The sequence below is a fragment of the Amycolatopsis dongchuanensis genome (genome assembly GCF_039542405.1).
In the GTDB taxonomy this organism is placed as follows: domain Bacteria; phylum Actinomycetota; class Actinomycetes; order Mycobacteriales; family Pseudonocardiaceae; genus Amycolatopsis_E; species Amycolatopsis_E sacchari.
In genome coordinates, this window is the sequence record NZ_BAABIB010000022.1 from 27,049 (window position 1) to 42,213 (window position 15,165).

The 15,165-nt window shown below is 73.7% G+C and carries 17 protein-coding genes; 3 read left to right on the top strand and 14 right to left on the bottom strand.

Annotated features, from left to right (window positions below):
• Nucleotides 1-306: 306 nt before the first annotated feature.
• The 7 genes from ABFX51_RS04935 to ABFX51_RS04965 are packed head-to-tail and all read right to left on the bottom strand — an operon-like array spanning nt 307 to nt 6,458.
• Nucleotides 307-975: a GntR family transcriptional regulator gene (locus ABFX51_RS04935; RefSeq protein WP_091503540.1), complete on the bottom strand. Its 669-nt coding sequence runs from the start codon at nt 973-975 to the stop codon at nt 307-309.
• Nucleotides 972-1,838 carry an ornithine cyclodeaminase family protein gene (locus tag ABFX51_RS04940; RefSeq protein ID WP_091503539.1) on the bottom strand — a complete coding sequence of 289 codons (867 nt, stop codon included), beginning with the start codon at nt 1,836-1,838 and terminating at the stop codon, nt 972-974. The genes ABFX51_RS04935 and ABFX51_RS04940 overlap by 4 nt, the downstream gene beginning before the upstream one ends.
• Nucleotides 1,835-2,836 (bottom strand): proline racemase family protein, encoded by a 1,002-nt coding sequence (locus tag ABFX51_RS04945; RefSeq protein WP_091503537.1) that lies wholly within the window; start codon nt 2,834-2,836, stop codon nt 1,835-1,837. Before ABFX51_RS04945 ends, ABFX51_RS04940 begins: the two co-directional genes overlap by 4 nt.
• A gap of 2 nt (nt 2,837-2,838) precedes the next feature.
• Nucleotides 2,839-3,723, bottom strand: a complete 885-nt coding sequence (locus ABFX51_RS04950; protein WP_091503536.1) for a dihydrodipicolinate synthase family protein — start codon at nt 3,721-3,723, stop codon at nt 2,839-2,841.
• Nucleotides 3,720-5,084, bottom strand: coding sequence for an FAD-dependent oxidoreductase (locus tag ABFX51_RS04955; RefSeq protein WP_346052456.1), 1,365 nt, complete (start codon nt 5,082-5,084; stop codon nt 3,720-3,722). Before ABFX51_RS04955 ends, ABFX51_RS04950 begins: the two co-directional genes overlap by 4 nt.
• The gene (locus tag ABFX51_RS04960) at nt 5,065-5,331 is read right to left on the bottom strand and encodes a (2Fe-2S)-binding protein (protein WP_346052458.1); all 267 of its coding nucleotides are present in this window, start codon (nt 5,329-5,331) and stop codon (nt 5,065-5,067) included. Before ABFX51_RS04960 ends, ABFX51_RS04955 begins: the two co-directional genes overlap by 20 nt.
• The gene (locus ABFX51_RS04965) at nt 5,328-6,458 is read right to left on the bottom strand and encodes an NAD(P)/FAD-dependent oxidoreductase (protein ID WP_346052460.1); all 1,131 of its coding nucleotides are present in this window, start codon (nt 6,456-6,458) and stop codon (nt 5,328-5,330) included. Before ABFX51_RS04965 ends, ABFX51_RS04960 begins: the two co-directional genes overlap by 4 nt.
• A 48-nt stretch (nt 6,459-6,506) precedes the next feature.
• Here ABFX51_RS04965 and ABFX51_RS04970 point away from each other — a divergent pair, with 48 nt between their 5' ends.
• Nucleotides 6,507-7,439: a 5'-3' exonuclease gene (locus ABFX51_RS04970; protein ID WP_091503532.1), complete on the top strand. Its 933-nt coding sequence runs from the start codon at nt 6,507-6,509 to the stop codon at nt 7,437-7,439.
• A 270-nt stretch (nt 7,440-7,709) separates the two neighbouring features.
• Here ABFX51_RS04970 and ABFX51_RS04975 read toward each other — a convergent pair whose 3' ends face one another.
• From ABFX51_RS04975 to ABFX51_RS04985, 3 genes are read right to left on the bottom strand one after another with little or no spacing between them, the layout of a single operon-like run.
• The gene (locus tag ABFX51_RS04975) at nt 7,710-8,345 is read right to left on the bottom strand and encodes a GOLPH3/VPS74 family protein (RefSeq protein WP_091503530.1); all 636 of its coding nucleotides are present in this window, start codon (nt 8,343-8,345) and stop codon (nt 7,710-7,712) included.
• Nucleotides 8,332-8,550: a type II toxin-antitoxin system antitoxin gene (locus ABFX51_RS04980; protein ID WP_091503528.1), complete on the bottom strand. Its 219-nt coding sequence runs from the start codon at nt 8,548-8,550 to the stop codon at nt 8,332-8,334. The genes ABFX51_RS04975 and ABFX51_RS04980 overlap by 14 nt, the downstream gene beginning before the upstream one ends.
• Before the next feature lie 2 nt (nt 8,551-8,552).
• The gene (locus ABFX51_RS04985) at nt 8,553-9,440 is read right to left on the bottom strand and encodes an SPFH domain-containing protein (RefSeq protein ID WP_091503527.1); all 888 of its coding nucleotides are present in this window, start codon (nt 9,438-9,440) and stop codon (nt 8,553-8,555) included.
• Nucleotides 9,441-9,522: 82 nt separating this feature from the next.
• On the opposite strand from ABFX51_RS04985, the gene ABFX51_RS04990 reads away from it, so the two are divergent.
• Both ABFX51_RS04990 and ABFX51_RS04995 read left to right on the top strand, forming a co-directional pair.
• Nucleotides 9,523-10,434, top strand: a complete 912-nt coding sequence (locus ABFX51_RS04990; RefSeq protein ID WP_091503525.1) for an ABC transporter ATP-binding protein — start codon at nt 9,523-9,525, stop codon at nt 10,432-10,434.
• On the top strand, nt 10,431-11,618 hold the full coding sequence (locus ABFX51_RS04995) for an ABC transporter permease (RefSeq protein ID WP_091503524.1): 1,188 nt from the start codon (nt 10,431-10,433) through the stop codon (nt 11,616-11,618). The genes ABFX51_RS04990 and ABFX51_RS04995 overlap by 4 nt, the downstream gene beginning before the upstream one ends.
• On the opposite strand, the gene ABFX51_RS05000 is transcribed toward ABFX51_RS04995, so the two are convergent.
• The 4 genes from ABFX51_RS05000 to ABFX51_RS05015 are packed head-to-tail and all read right to left on the bottom strand — an operon-like array spanning nt 11,609 to nt 15,152.
• Entirely contained in the window at nt 11,609-12,817 is a 1,209-nt protein-coding gene (locus tag ABFX51_RS05000; RefSeq protein ID WP_091503522.1) for a GNAT family N-acetyltransferase, read from the bottom strand. The two genes, ABFX51_RS04995 and ABFX51_RS05000, sit on opposite strands and share 10 nt — an antisense overlap.
• Nucleotides 12,818-12,862: 45 nt before the next feature.
• Entirely contained in the window at nt 12,863-13,237 is a 375-nt protein-coding gene (locus ABFX51_RS05005) for a DUF4333 domain-containing protein (RefSeq protein WP_245782814.1), read from the bottom strand.
• Between the two features lie 35 nt (nt 13,238-13,272).
• Nucleotides 13,273-14,472 carry a GNAT family N-acetyltransferase gene (locus tag ABFX51_RS05010; RefSeq protein ID WP_091503520.1) on the bottom strand — a complete coding sequence of 400 codons (1,200 nt, stop codon included), beginning with the start codon at nt 14,470-14,472 and terminating at the stop codon, nt 13,273-13,275.
• A gap of 41 nt (nt 14,473-14,513) precedes the next feature.
• Entirely contained in the window at nt 14,514-15,152 is a 639-nt protein-coding gene (locus ABFX51_RS05015; protein ID WP_346052465.1) for a DUF4333 domain-containing protein, read from the bottom strand.
• Nucleotides 15,153-15,165 lie beyond the last annotated feature (13 nt).

Here is a 15,165-nt window from a genome sequence, read left to right on the forward strand (position 1 = left end):
AAGCCGGGCGTGTCACGGGGTCCGGGTGGGGTGGTTGCTGCGGCGGGTTGGGGGCCCCGCGGGTGGCGCCGCCCCGACGGCGGGGTCACCGCCACCCGCCACTCCTGGCGCCGCGCGAGCACCAGCGCCACCGCCCGCGCCGCCCCGCCGGCTGCCATCGCCACTGCTCAGGCCGCCGCACAGGTGCCCCCAACGCCACCACCCGAGGCGCAACCCACCACCAGGCAGGCCACCCGCGCCACCCACCGCACCGAGGCGCCCCCAGCGCCACCCACCACCCCACCGCGCCCACCGCGCGGCCCGGCCTCAACGGGCCCAGATGCCCCGCACGTGCCGGATGTGGCGGTCCATCAGCGCCTCCGCCCCGTCGGCGTCGCCGGCGGCGATGAGGTCCAGCAGCTGCGCGTGTTCGGCCGCGGAGGGCACCAGCTCCCCGCGGTCCGCCAGCGAGCGCAGGCCGTAGATCCGCGAGCGGGCGCGCAGCGAACGGACCGTCTCCACCAGGTGCGGGTTCCCGCCCTGCGCGAGCAGCCGCAGGTGGAACTCCATGTCCGCCTTGATGTGCGTGATCAGGTCACCCGCGGCTGCGGCGTCCGCGATCGCCGCCGCGACCGGGCGCAGCTCGTCCAGCACCGCGCGATCGACCCCGGCCTCGGTGATCCGCCGGACCGTCGGCACCTCGATCAGCGCGCGCAGCTCACTCAGGTCATCGAGGTCCTTTTCGGACAGTTCGGTGACGCGGAACCCCTTGTTCCGCACGGTATCGATGAGCCCTTCCTTCGCCAGGTCGAGCATCGCCTCGCGGACGGGCGTCGCCGAGACCCCGAACTGCGCCGCCAGGCTGGGCGCGGAGTACACCACACCCGGCCGCAGCTCACCGGAGATGACGGCCGCGCGCAGGGTCTGGATGATCTCGTCCCGCAGGTTGCCGCGGGCGCCGAACGAGGGCAGCACGGGCTCGTGGTCAGCCGTCATTCCCCCTCCTCGTACTCGGCCGCGGCGACCACCAGATCCTCCCACGCCATGCCGACGCTCTTGAACAGACGGGGCGCCTCGGGAGACACCGCAGCCTCGCCCCGCACGACCGCCGCCAGGCCGACCAGTTCCGCCGGATCGCAGGCCCCTGCCGCCACCGCCTGCACGACATCCCCGGCCTCCCGAAGCGCCGTCGCCACCGACTCCACGACGACCGTCGAGCGACGCACGGTCTCGTCGTCCACCTCGCGGACGTCCGGCTCGTGCGAACCGACCGCGACCACCGTCGCGTGCGGCCGGAGCAGTGCCCCGTCGAACAGCGGCTCACGCGCGGTCGTGCAACACGCGACGAGATCCGCGTCCCGCACGTCGTCCGCCGTGCCGACCCGCCCGCCGACCTCCGCCGCGAAACGCCCGGCACGCCCCGGGTCCCGGCCCACGATCACGACGTCCACCACGGGCCGCACCACCCGCAGCGCCGCCACGTGGCTACGCGCCTGCGGACCGGTGCCGAACACGAGCAGCCGCGCCGGGCCGGGCGCGGCGAGCGCGTCGACGGCCACCGCCGACACGGCCGCCGTCCGGACGTTCGTGAGCGCCACCCCGTCCAGCACGGCCAGCGGCGCCAGGGTTTCGCCGTCCAGCAGCAGGTACTGCCCCTGGATCCGGGCGAGGCCGCGGGCGGGGTTGCGCGGCGCCACGCTCGCCACCTTCACGCCCGTGTACCGGCCCCACTCGGCCGGCATGAGCAGCAGCTGCCCGTGGCGCACCGGCACGACCGACCGCGGCGGCCCCGCGTCCGGGTCGAGCCCCGCGCGCAGGGCCTCCCGCAGCGCGCCGATCGCCGCGGCCTCCCCGATCACAGCTGGAACCCCGCCGGGAACGGGTCGTCGGGGTCGAGGAAGTACTGCGCGGTGCCGGTCAGCCACGCCCGCCCGGTGATGGTCGGGACGACCGCGGGCACGCCGGCGACCTCGGTCTCCTCCACCAGCCGCCCGATGAACTGCGTGCCGATGAACGACTCGTTGCGGAAGTCGGTGTGCAGGGGCAGTTCCCCGCGTGCGTGAAGCTGCGCCATTCGCGCGCTGGTGCCCGTGCCGCACGGCGACCGGTCGAACCAGCCGGGGTGGATGGCCATGGCGTGCCGCGAGTGGCGCGCGTCCGAACCGGGGGCGGCGAGGTAGACGTGGTGGCAGCCGGTGATCTCCGGGTTCGCCGGGTGCACCGGCAGGTCGTGCTCGTCGATCGCGGCCATGATCGCCAGCCCCGCGTCGAGCAGCCGCTGCTTCTCCGCCCGGTCGAAGGGCAGGCCGAGTTCCGCCAGTTCGACGATCGCGTAGAAGTTCCCGCCGAACGCGAGGTCGTAGCGCACCTGCCCGAGCCCGGGCACCTCGACCTTCCGGTCCAGCCCGACGGAGAACGACGGCACGTTCCGGATGGTCACCGACCGGGCGGCCCCGCCCTCGACCGCGACCTCCGCGACGACGAGCCCGGCCGGGGTGTCCAGCCGCACGGTCGTGACGGGCTCGGTCACCTCGACCATGCCGGTCTCGACCAGCACGGTCGCCACGCCGATCGTGCCGTGCCCGCACATCGGCAGGCAGCCGGAGACCTCGATGAACAGCACACCCCAGTCGGCGTCGTCCCGCGTGGGCGGCTGCAGGATCGCGCCGCTCATGGCCGAGTGCCCGCGCGGTTCGTACATCAGCAGCTGCCGCAGGTGGTCGAGGTTTTCGATGAAGTACCGCCGCCGGTCGAACATGGTCGCGCCCGGCACCACGCCGACGCCGCCCGTGATGACGCGCGTCGGCATGCCCTCGGTGTGCGAATCGACCGCGTGGAAGACGCGCTGGGTCCGCATGGTCAGCGCAGCCCTTCCGCGAGCGCCTTCTCGGTCGCCTCGCGCACGAGCTTCTCGTGCTCCGGCGTGAGCGGCACGCGCGGGTGGCGGCACGGCCCGCCGTAGCGGCCCGCGATGTCCATGCTCAGCTTGATCGCCTGCACGAACTCGGTGCGGGAATCCCAGCGCAGCAACGGGTGCAGCTGCCGGTAGAGCGGCACGGCCCGGTCCAGCTCGCCCGCGCTCGCGGCGCGCCACAGCTCCACGCACGCCTTCGGCAGGGCGTTCGGGTAGCCCGAAACCCAGCCGGGCGCGCCCGCGACCGCCAGCTCCAGCGACACGTCGTCGGCGCCGCACAGGACATCCAGGCCCGGCGCCAGCTCGGCGATCCGGTACGGGCGGCGGACGTCGCCCGAGAACTCCTTGACCCCGACGATGAGGCCTTCCGCGTGCAGCTCGGCGAGCAGTTCGGGGACGAGGTCGACCTTGGTGTCGATGGGGTTGTTGTAGGCGACGATCGGCAGGCCCGCCTTCGCGACCTCGCGGTAGTGGGCGATGACGGCCCGTTCGTCCGCGCGGTAGGCGTTGGGCGGCAACAACATCACCGCCGGGCAGCCCGCCTCGCCCGCCTGCTCGGCCCACCTGCGTGCTTCGGCGGCGCCGTACGCGGCGACGCCGGGCATCACCGTGAAGCCTTCAGGCGCGGCCGCCACCGCCGTCGTGACGACGCGGGCGCGTTCCTCCGGCGTGAGCGTCTGGTACTCCCCCAGCGAGCCGTTCGGCGTCACGCCGTCGCAGCCCTCGGCGGCGAGCCACGCCACGTGCTCGGCGAAACGGTCGTAGTCGACCTCCAGGTTTTCGGTCAGCGGCAGTGCGGTTGCCACGAGAACGCCGTGCCACGCGGTCATGAGCCCTCCAGGGTTGGGGTGGGGTGGGTTTCCGACAGGGTCCCGAGCGGGACCGGATTGGCGATCGGCCTCGCGGCCATCGCGAGCAGGTCCTGTGCCGTGTGCGCCCGGCCGCGCTCGGCGGCGACGAGGCACGAGGTGGCGAAGCCGCACACGCGGCCCTGGCACATCCCCATGCCGGGCCGGGCGAGGAGCTTCACCGAACGGGCGTCCGTCGCACCGAGGTCCACAATGGACTCTCGTACGCGGCCGACGGTCACCTCCTCGCACCGGCACAGCTGGGTGTCCTCGCTCAGCCAGGTGCGCCAGCCCGGCCGCACGGGGTGGGTTTCGTGCAGCAGGCGGGCGAACGCCCTGGCCTGACGGCGTTTCCGCAGCAGCCGGGCCACCCTCGCGTTGTCCGGGACAGCGCCGACCGTGGCGAACGCCGCGTGCAGCCCGGCCAGCTCGCCCTCCACAAGGGACAGTGGTGCGCCGCCGACGCCGCACACCTCCCCCGCCAGGTACACCCCGGGCACGCTCGCCCGCTGCTGGTCATCGGCGTCCGCGACGAGGCTGCCGTCGACGTCGAGCCGGGTTGCGCAGCCCAGCTGCAGCGGGATCTCCAGCTGCGGGGTGAACCCGTACCCGACGGCGATCGCGTCGCACTCGACCTCACGGGTGCCGACGATGTTCCAGTCCGCGTCGAGGGAGGCGATCGTCGCTCCCTGCACGCTGCCGGTGCCGTGTGCGGCGACGACGGTCGTGCGGACGCGGTACGGAATGCGGTGTTTCAGCAACGTGCGGGCGTATCCGGCGCCTTCCGCCAGCTTCGCCAGCGGCGGGCGCCGCGCGAAGCCCGCGGGCGAACCGGCCTCGCACACCGCGACGACGCGTGCCCCGGCTTCGGCGAGCCCCGCGGCCACGGGCAGCAGGAACGGCCCGGTCCCGGCGACGACGACTCGGCGTCCGGCGGTCACGCCCTGCCCCTTGAGCAGCGCCTGCGCGCCACCGGCCGTGAACACGCCCGGCAGCGTCCAGCCGGGGAACGGCAACTGCCGGTCGTAGGCGCCCGTCGCGACGATGAGCGTGCGGGCGTGAACCTCGCCTTCGTTGGTGTGCAAGGTGAAGCCGGGTTCGACGTGCCAGACCTGCCGCCCGTCCAGGAACTCCGGCGCGGCCGCGCGGAGCCGTTGCAGCTCGCGCCAGTGGTGGTGCCCGGCGCCGGTGTCGCCGTCGCGGTGGCGCCAGTACTGGCCGCCCACCCGCTGCCCGGCGTCGAGCAGCACGACCCGCGCACCGGCCTGGGACGCGGCGACGGCGGCGGCGAGCCCTGCGGGACCAGCGCCGAGGACGGCGATGTCAGCAGGCGAGGTCGGCACGTCCGGCTCCTTCCTGCGGCTCGATCCGGTCGCCTTCGCGGGGTTCGGTGAGGCAGGCCCGCTGGTTGGGGCGTCCGTTGACGACGACGAGGCAGTCGAAGCAGACGCCGATGCCGCAGAAGATCCCGCGCGGCTCGCCGCCGTGCCGCGTCGTGCGCCAGGACCGGCGGCCCGCCGCGATCAGCGCCGCGCCGACGCTCTGGCCGTCTTCGGCCTCGATTTCCTCGCCCTGGAAGGAAAACCTCACGCCGCCTCCTCCTCGAATCGCTCCGGCCGGAACGGGTGCAGGTCCAGCTCCGGCTTCTCCCCGGAGACGACCTGTGCGATCAGCCGTCCCGTCGCGGCGGACAGGCCGATCCCCGCGCCCTCGTGCCCGCACGCGTGCACCAGCCCGGGCACCCGCGGATCGGGGCCGATCACCGGCAGGTGGTCGGGGCAGTACGGGCGGAACCCGAGATAACTGCGCAGGAGTCCCACGTCGGCGAGGAACGGGAACACGCCGATCGCCTGCGCGGCGAGCTTCCGCACGACGGGCAGCGAAAACGTCCGGTCGAAGCCCACCCGCTCGCGGCTCGCCCCGATCAGCACCGTGCCCGCCTGCGTGCCCTCGACGACGACGGAGGTCTCCAGGCCCTCGTCCCCGCTCGCGACGTTCGCCACGTAGTCGGCGGTGTAGACCTTGTGCCGCACCACCACCGGCAGCGGTTCGGTCACCAGCACGAACCCCCGGCGCGGCAACACCGGCACGGGGGCGCCCGCCAGCGTCGCGACCTCGCCGCCCCACGTGCCGGCGGCGTTGATCACCCACTGCGCGGGCAGGAAACCGGCGCTGGTCTCGACCCCGGTCAGCGCGCCGTCACCGTCGCGGCGGAAGCCGAGGACCTCGGTTCCGGTGAGCACGGTGGCGTCCCGCAGCAGCCGCGCGGCGGCGAGCATCGGCTGCACCTGCATGTCCTGCGGGTAGAAGACGCCGCTCGTCACCTCCCGCGTCAGGTTCGGCTCCAGCTCGAACAACTCCGCGGGCGTCACGTCCCGGGCGTCGACCCCGCTGTCGCGCTGGGCGGCGGCGAGCTTCGCCAGCCCGGCGGCGGCTTCGGGCGACTGGGCCACCACGACGCCGCCCTTCGGCTGCAGTTCGAGCGCTTCGGCGCCGAAGCGCTCGCCGAACTCCCGCCACAGCCGGACCGACAGCAGCGCGAGGTCGAGCTCGGGCCCGGGTTCCTTGTCGGACACCAGGATGTTGCCCTCACCGCCGCTGGTCGTGCCCCCCGCGACGGTGCCCCGGTCGACGACCGTGACCCGCAGCCCCGCCCGCGCGCAGAAGTGCGCACAGGCCGCCCCGACCATGCCCGCACCCACCACGACGACATCCATGCTCAGTAGTATGTCACATTGCACAAGCCCGTCTGGCAGGCTGAAGGCGTGACGCTAGCCCTGCTGGATTCCGCGAGCCTGTACTTCCGGTCGTTCTACGCGCTGCCGGAGTCGATGACGGCGCCCGACGGGACGCCGGTGAACGCGGTGCGCGGGTTCGCCGACACGCTCGCGCGGATCCTCACCGACCGGCGGCCCTCGCGGCTGGTGGCGTGCCTCGATGCGGACTGGCGGCCGCAGTTCCGGGTGGACCTGCTGCCGAGCTACAAGGCGCACCGGGTCGCCGACGAGGCCGCGAACGCCGAGGAGGTGCCGGACACGCTGACGCCGCAGGTGCCGATCATCCTGGACCTGCTGGCGGCGGTCGGGCTCGCGACGGCCGAGGCGCCCGGCTACGAAGCGGACGACGTGATCGGCGCGCTCACGGCGCGGGAGAAGAGCGACCCGGTCGAGGTGATCACCGGGGACCGGGACCTGTTCCAGCTGGTCCGCACCACGCCGACGCCGGCGTCGGTGATCTACGTGGGGAAGGGCTGGGCGAAGGCGGAGGTGCTGGGCCCGGCGGAGGTGGCGGAGCGCTACGGCGTGCCGGTGGACGGCGCGGGCCCGGCGTACGCGGCGATGGCCGCCCTGCGCGGCGACCCGTCGGACGGCCTGCCCGGCGTGGCGGGCATCGGCGAGAAGACGGCGGCGAAGCTGATCACGCAGTTCGGTTCGGTGCAGGAGCTGCTGGCCGCGGCGAAGTCCGGGAACAAGGACCTGCCGCTGAAGATGCGCCTGAAACTCACCGCGGCGGAGGACTACCTGACGGTCGCGCCGACGGTCGTGGAGGTGGCGGTGAACTCCCCGGTGACCCTCTCGGGCTCCGACGCCGTGCCACCCGCGGTGCGGGACCCGGAGCGCCTGGAGGAACTCACGAACCGCTGGAACCTGGGCGGTTCGGTGAAGCGCCTGGTGGCCGCCCTGGACGCGGTTCGGTAGGGGTTTCGGCGCCGGGCGGCGGAGCGGAGCACCGCGCCGTCACGACGGAGAGCGCGGCGGAGAGGGGCGCCACACCTTCACGGTGGCGAGTGGGTAGGCGGGGGCCGGGATCCGGGGCCGAGAGCTTGAACCGCCGCGGCCACCCTCGGGCTACCCTCGGGCTGTAGCCCTCCAGACGCCCCGGCAGCGCCTTCGAAATCCGGGCCCGGCCACCGCCCGGAACTCCAACCGCCCGCCCCCTCCCGACGGCAACCCCGCAACCCTCCCCCCTCAACCCCCTGACGACTGGGCCGCGTGCTGGGCGCGGATCGCGCGGCGGAGGGCCTTCGTCACCGGGGTGATGGGGGCCGACAGCGCCTCCAGCCGGTCGCGGTACTGGCGGCGGTCCCGGCCCGGCACCACGACCCGCAGCTGCCCCGCCGCCGCGAGGGCCGTCAGCGCCGCGACCTCACCGTCCACACGGGACGGTGCCTGGCTCCCCCGCACCGCGCGGCGCACCAGCTCCGCCTGCCGCTTCGCGCGCGGCCGGTCCCTCAGCGTGATCCGCGTGTAGGGCACCACACCAAGGACCCGCGCCCGCTCCACCGAGATCACCCGCGCCGCCGCGAGCTCGTCCCGCACCGCACCGAAGATCTCCTTGCGCCCCCGGCTGATCCACCGGCCCCACGACTTCGGCGCGGACTCCGCGATCTGACCCCACACCGCCGCCAGCACGGGATCCCGCGGCGGCGCCCCGGTCGCCTCGGGCTTGCCGTCCGCGTCCCGCAACCGTCCACTCAGGACGAGTTCCGCGAGCGCCGCCGCGCGCAGCAGGTGGCCGAGGTCCTCCCTGGCGGTCAGCCGGTGCTTCTCCGGGTGGAACGCCAGCAGGAACATCCTCGCCGGCAGGCTCTCAGGCGGATTCATCCTCGTCTCCTTCGGACTTGCGCGGCCGCCCCCTCGGCCGCATCCGGCCGACGTCCCTGGGCAGCCGCCCGGCTTCGGCGAGCGCCCGGCGCAGCAGGAACTCGATCTGCGCGTTCGTGCTGCGCAGCTCGTCGGCCGCCCACTTCGCGAGCGCGTCGTGGACGGCCGGGTCCAGCCGCAGCAGGATCTTCTTGCGCTCGGCCACGACTACGAATACAGCGTCCCGGTGTTGACGACCGGCTGCGCGTCCCGGTCCCCGACCAGCACCACCATCAGGTTGCTCACCATCGCCGCCTTCCGCTCCTCGTCGAGGTCCACCACGTCGTGCCGCGCCAGCCGGTCCAGCGCCAGCTCGACCATGCCCACGGCACCCTCGACGATCCGCTGCCGCGCCGCCACGATCGCCCCCGCCTGCTGCCGCCGCAACATCGCCTGCGCGATCTCCGGCGCGTACGCCAGGTGCGTGATCCGCGATTCGATCACCTGCACCCCGGCCGAGGCGACCCGGGCGCCGATCTCCTCGCTGAGCTTCTCCGTGATCTCGTCGGCGTTGTCCCGCAACGAAAGCCCGGGCTCGTCGTGGGTGTCGTACGGGTAGGCGTTCGCGATGTGCCGCACCGCCGTCTCCGTCTGGATGGCCACGAACTCGACGAAGTCGTCCACTTCGAACAGTGCCTGCGCGGTGTCCCGCACCTGCCACACCACGACGGCCGCGATCTCGATCGGGTTGCCGTCCGCGTCGTTCACCTTCGCCACGTCGGTCTCGTGGTTGCGGATCCGCGTCGACACCCGCCGCCGCACGGCGAACGGGTTCACCCACTGGAAGCCGTCCTCCCGCACCGTGCCCGTGTACCGCCCCAGCAGCTGCACGACCCGCGCCTCCCCCGGCGCGACCGGCGTCAGCCCCCGCAGCAGCACCGCACCCACCACCGCGACCAAGGCACCCAGCGCAGCGAGCGCGGGCACCGTGACGGCCAGCGCCACCCCGCCCAGCACGAGCACCACCGCGACCACCAGCACCACCAGCCCCGGTACCGCCTTCGCCCGCCGCTCCCGCACCCGCGGCGCGGGCATGTCCACCGCCGTCTCGGTCATGTCTTCCCCTCGATCCGGTCTTGCGCTCCCAGCCGGGAACTATCATAGTGATATCACATTTTTCGCGCTGAGGGGAGCCGGGATGACCGGAAGACGACTCGAGATCGACGGGATCTCCAAGACCTACGGGACCACCACCGCGTTGCGCGGCCTGACGTTCGACGTCCGCGCCGGTGAGCTGTTCGGTTTCGTCGGCAGCAACGGCGCCGGCAAGACCACGGCCATGCGCATCGTGCTGGGCGTGCTGGCGGCCGACAGCGGTGCGGTGCGCTGGGACGGGGCGCCGATCACGCTCGAAACCCGCCGCCGCATCGGCTACATGCCGGAGGAACGCGGGCTCTACCCGCGGATGAAGGTCGGCGAGCAGCTGACCTACCTGGCCCGGCTGCACGGCCTGAACGCCGCCGCGGCCCGCCGCGCCGCGCAGGAGTGGACGGAACGGCTCGGCGTCGCCGCCCGGCGCGACGACGAGGTGCAGAAGCTCAGCCTCGGCAACCAGCAGCGCGTGCAGCTCGCCGCCGCGCTCGTGCACGACCCGGAGATCCTGGTGCTGGACGAGCCGTTCTCCGGGCTCGACCCCGTCGCGGTGGACGTGATGAGCGACGTGCTGCGGGAGAAGGCGGCGCAGGGCGTGCCCGTGGTGTTCTCCAGCCACCAGCTCGACCTCGTGCAGCGGCTGTGCGACCGCGTCGGCATCATCCGCGACGGCGCGCTCGTCGCGTGCGGCGGTGTCGACGAGCTGCGGGCGGGCGGCGCCGTCCGGCTCGTCGTCGACGCGCCACAGGCGCCGCCGGACTGGGCCGACGTCCTGCCCGGGGTGCGGGCGCTGGCCCGCGAGGGTACCCGGACCGAACTGGAACTCGCCGACGGCGCCGACGACCAGGCGGTGCTGCGGGCGGCGCTGGCGACCGGGCCGGTGCACGAGTTCGCCCGGCGGCGGCCGTCGCTGACCGAGTTGTTCCGCAGTGCCGTCACCGAGGAGGCCGCCCGATGAACCACGGGACGTGGGGCGCGATCGGGCTCGTCGCGCACCGGGAGATCACCACGCGCCTGCGCTCGAAGGCGTACCTGATCAGCACTGCGGCGCTCATCCTCGTGCTGGTCGCGTTCACCGTGGTGCTCAAGCTGATCGGCGGCACGACGTCGGACCACACGATCGGCTACACCGCGCCCAACGCGTCGCTCGCCGCGCCACTGCAGGTGAGCGCGCAGGCGATCGGGCAGCATGTCACCACCCGGCCGGTCGACGAGGCCCAGGGCCGCGAGGCGGTGCGCGACGGCTCGCTCGACGCGCTGCTGGTCGGCGACGGCACTCGCGTGCGGGTCGTCGTGCAGGAGGACCTGAACTCCGACCTGCGCACCGCGCTCAACGTGCTGGCGAGCCGGCTCGCGCTCGACCAGCAGATCACGCGGCTGGGCGGCGACCCCGCGCAGGTGAACGCGGCGGTGGCGAGCGCGTCGGTGGACGTGGAACCGCTGAGCCCGCCCCGGCAGTACGACCCCCAGCAGCTCGTCCTCGGCATCATCGCGGGCGTCCTGGTCTACGTGTCGCTGATGATCAACGGGCAGCTCGTGGCGCAGGGTGTGGTCGAGGAGAAGACCAGCCGCGTCGTGGAACTGCTGCTCGCCACGATCCGGCCATGGCAGCTGATGGCAGGCAAGGTGCTGGGCATCGGCGCGGTCGGCCTGCTGCAGGTGCTCGCGATCGCCGCCGCGGGCCTGGCCGCGGGGCTCGCGACCGGGGTGCTGACGCTCGCCGTGTCCGCGGCGGCGGGCACGGTCGTGTGGCTGGTCGTGTGGTACCTGCTGGGTTTCCTGATGTACTCCATCGTGTTCGCGGGGCTCGGCGCGCTCGTGTCACGGCAGGAGGAGGTCGGCGGGGCGGTGACCCCGGCACTGCTGTTCGTCGTCGCCGGGTACGTCGTCGGCGTCTCGGTGCTGCCTGCCGACCCCGGCAACCGGCTGGTGGAGATCCTGTCCGTGCTGCCGTTCTTCGCCCCCACGCTCATGCCGATGCGCCTGGGCCTCGGCGGCGTGCCGGTCTGGGAGGCCGCGCTGTCGGTGCTGCTCGTCGCGGCGCTGATCCCGGTGCTGGTGTGGTTCGCGGGCCGGATCTACCGCAACGCCGTGCTCCGCACCGGGGCGAAGGTGCGGTTGCGCGAGGCGCTTCAGAACTGAGTGCCGCAGAACGGGACGCTGCCGGTGGCGAACAACGCGTTCGCCACCGGCAGCGCCTCCGGGCGCAGCACCTCGATCCGGCCCGTCTCGGCGAGCAGGCGTGGCGCGCGGTCGCCGAGGTAGAGCATCGCCAGTTCCGTGAGGCCGAGCCGCAGGTCCGGCGCGTCCTCGACGCGCTCCACCCCGCCGGGCGAGATCCGGTAGCGGCCCGAGTTCTCCGGCAGGACCGGGTCGGTGACCTCCAGCACGACCGGGTCGGCGTCGCCGTACGTCCGGGCGGCCAGCGCGGCGGGCACGTCCACCAGCCGCAGCCACCCGCTGTCCTCCAGGCCCACGACCTCGCACGCGCGGGGGTCGGTCAGCAGCAGGCCGATCGGCTCGTCCAGCGGCCGCATGGGTGCCCGCACCTCGGCCACCAGGTCGACGCTGAGCAGGTACCGCCACAGCCCGGTGAGCGCCCCGGTCCCGGTCGCGTGCAGCTCGCCCACCACCAGCGCCGCACCGGCCTCGGGCTGCTCGAACGTCCGCCGCTCCTCGGGGCGGTAGAGCACGAAACCGTCGTCCCCGCCCGGGCCGGTGTGCACCGCGACGTGGTGGCGGTCGACCAGCCTGCGGTGCGCCCACTGCCACCACACGCCGGGCCGGTCGATCATGCCCGTGCGGTACGGCGCGATCCGCTCGTACAGCCCGGGCAGCAGCTCGTGCGCCTCGTCCGGCTCCAGCAGCCGCACCCGCCCGCCGGACGGCGCGTCGTCACGGAACCTCGCTCGTCCTTTGTGGACACGCAGGGTCTTGCCGCGCGTCGCGACGCCGTAGCCGAACCGGCCGTAGATCGTCGCCTCGCTGGCGTGCAGGTAGGCGAAGACCTCTTCACGCCGCAGGCAGTCGCGCAGCTGCTCCCGCATCAACGCGGTCAGCACCCCGCGCCGGGTGTGGTCGGCGCGCACGGCGACCCCGTCCACGGCGGCCGCGGGCGGCGTCTTCCCGCCCGGTACGGCGAGCCGCGTGCCGAACGAGCCCGCCGTGCCGATCAGCCGCTCCCCCGCGAACGCGCCGAACTTGCGGTCGGCGGGAAAACCCGCGGCGCGCCGCTCCCAGTCCTCGTCGGTGGGACGGGGCGCGTGCAGGGCCCGGCCGAGCACCTCGAAGGCGGCGCGCTGCTCGCCGTGCACCAGCGGACGGATCGTGAAGTCGGTCATGACCCCGATCCTGCCCGTGCCGGCGGGGCACGCCCACCGAATTTCTCACCTGGGCTGGGAGACCTGGTACGTCCCGTCGAGCCCCTGCACGGTCAGCGTCACGTTCTTGCGGACCCCGCCGACGACCACCTCGCAGTCGAACGAGATGCCCGCCTGCACGAACTGCCCGGAAGGACACCGCACTTCGCCCACATCGGCCAGCCCGTAGGACTGGGTGAGCACCTGCCGCACGCCGTCCTCCAGCGCCCGCGCGTCGAACACGCGGGGCGCCGGGGACAGCGTGCTGCTCGACGGCATCCCGCCGCCGGTGGTGCCGCCCAGCGAGGTCGGCGCGGGCGGCGCGTCACCTCCCCCGCCGCATCCGGCGAGCGGCAGCACGCTCGCGGCGAGGCAGGCGCAGAGGCGGGCACGCCGAGACACCGCGGTTCCCCCTGGCAGCTGTCGGTCCGATGTGGTCAGAAGTGTGTACCACACCAGGCCGACGGGCGGGTGGCGAACAGGCGGTCCGCGCGGGCCACCGCGTCCGGGTCCGCGGCCTGGACGCGGCCGGCCGTCACGAGCGCCGACGCCGGCCACGCCCCGAGGTAGAGCATCGCCAGCGCGTCCACGCCGAGCCGCAGCTCCGCGGGGGCTTCCGTGCGGGACACACCGTCCTGGCCGACCCGGTACCGCCCGCTGTTGTCCTCCAGCAGCGTGTCGGCGACCTCCAGCACGACCGGCTCGCCCTCGTACTCGCGCGCGGCCAGCGCCGCCGGCACGTCCACCAGCCGCAGCCACAGGTCATCCGTCACCGCGGTGGTCTTGACCACGCGGTAGTCGGTGCACAGCAACGCGGTCGGCTCGTCCACCGGGCGCCCCTCGGCCCGGATCACGTCCACGAGGTCCACCGAGAGCAGGTACCGCCACAGGCCCGCGAACGCCTCGTCGTTCGCCGCGTGCAGGCCGATCACGTCCAGCACGGCCGGTTCCCGCCAGCTCTTGCGCTGCACGGAGTACACCGCGAAGCCGTCCACCCCGTCGGGTCCGGAGTGGACGATCGTCACCGGCGGCTTGTCCTCCTCGCGCATGTGCCGTTCGAAGGCGGGCCACCAGTACGGCGGGCGGGTCATCGCGCCGGGCCGCGGGTGGGGCAGGCCGGCGTAGATCTCCGGCAGCCGTTCGAGCGCGGCCTTCAGCCCGAGCGTCTCGATCTCCCCGCCCGCGGGGACCTCCGGCCGCAGCGTGACCCGCCGTGGATCGATCTCGTGGTCGTGGGCGAGCGTCGAGACGCCGTAGCCGAAGCGGCCGTAGATGGGGCCTTCGCTCGCGTACAGGGCGGCCAGCGGCACACCCCGCTCGGCGAAGTCGGCGAGCTGGGTGCGCATCAGCTGGCTGAGCACGCCGCGGCGGGTGCGGTCGGCCCGCACGCCGACGCCCGTCACAGCGGCCACGGGAAGGCGCTTCCCGCCCGGCACGGTCAGCTCGGCGTCGAACGAGCGCGCGGTGCCGATCAGTTCGCTGTCGAACGCGCCGAGGGTTCGCCCCGGCTGGTACATCCGCCCGACGTAGGTCCAGTCCTCGTCCTTGAGCGGCGGCACGTGCAGTGCCGCCCGGAACAACTCGCTCGCGGTCCGGGTCTCGTCGGGTCGCAGAGCACGTACGGTGTAGTCACTCACCCCGCCGATACTCGCCGAGAAACCCCGGCGCGGCCACCTCTTTACCGCGGGTGCCCGACCTGGTAGTTGCCGTTCCCGTCCTGCACCGTCACGGTCACCTGCCGCTGCCGCCCGCCGATCGTGGCGGTGCACGTGAAGGTGGTGCCCGCCTTGACCTCCTGGTCCGGCGGGCAGCTCACGGCGGTCGCGGTGTCGCCGTACGTGGCGAGCATCTGCTTGACCCCGTTCTGCACGGCGGTCTGGTCCAGCACCTTCGTGATGAAGAACCCGGGCTGCCAGAACCCGGTGATCCCCACCACGGCGAGGACGACGACCACGACGCCGGTGATGATCCACAGCAGCTTCCCGCTGCCGCCGCCCTTCTTGACCGGGGCGCCGAACCCGCTCGGGGTGCCGTAGTCGTACTGCCCCTGCGGCGGCTGCTGCTGCCCGTAGTAGGGCTGCTGCGGGTACTGCGGCTGCTGGGGGTAGGCGGGCTGTTGCGGGTACTGGCCCTGCTGCGGATACGCGGGCGGGTACTGGCCCTGTTGCGGGTACGCGGGCTGCGCCGGGAACCCGCCGGTCTGCGGACAACCCGGCTGCTGGGGATAACCGGGCTGGCCCTGCGCGGGAAACCCGCCGGACCCCGGCGCCTGGCCGCCCCACTGCTGCGGGTCGTTGCCGCCGTACGGCGTGCTCATCGGAACTCCCTCC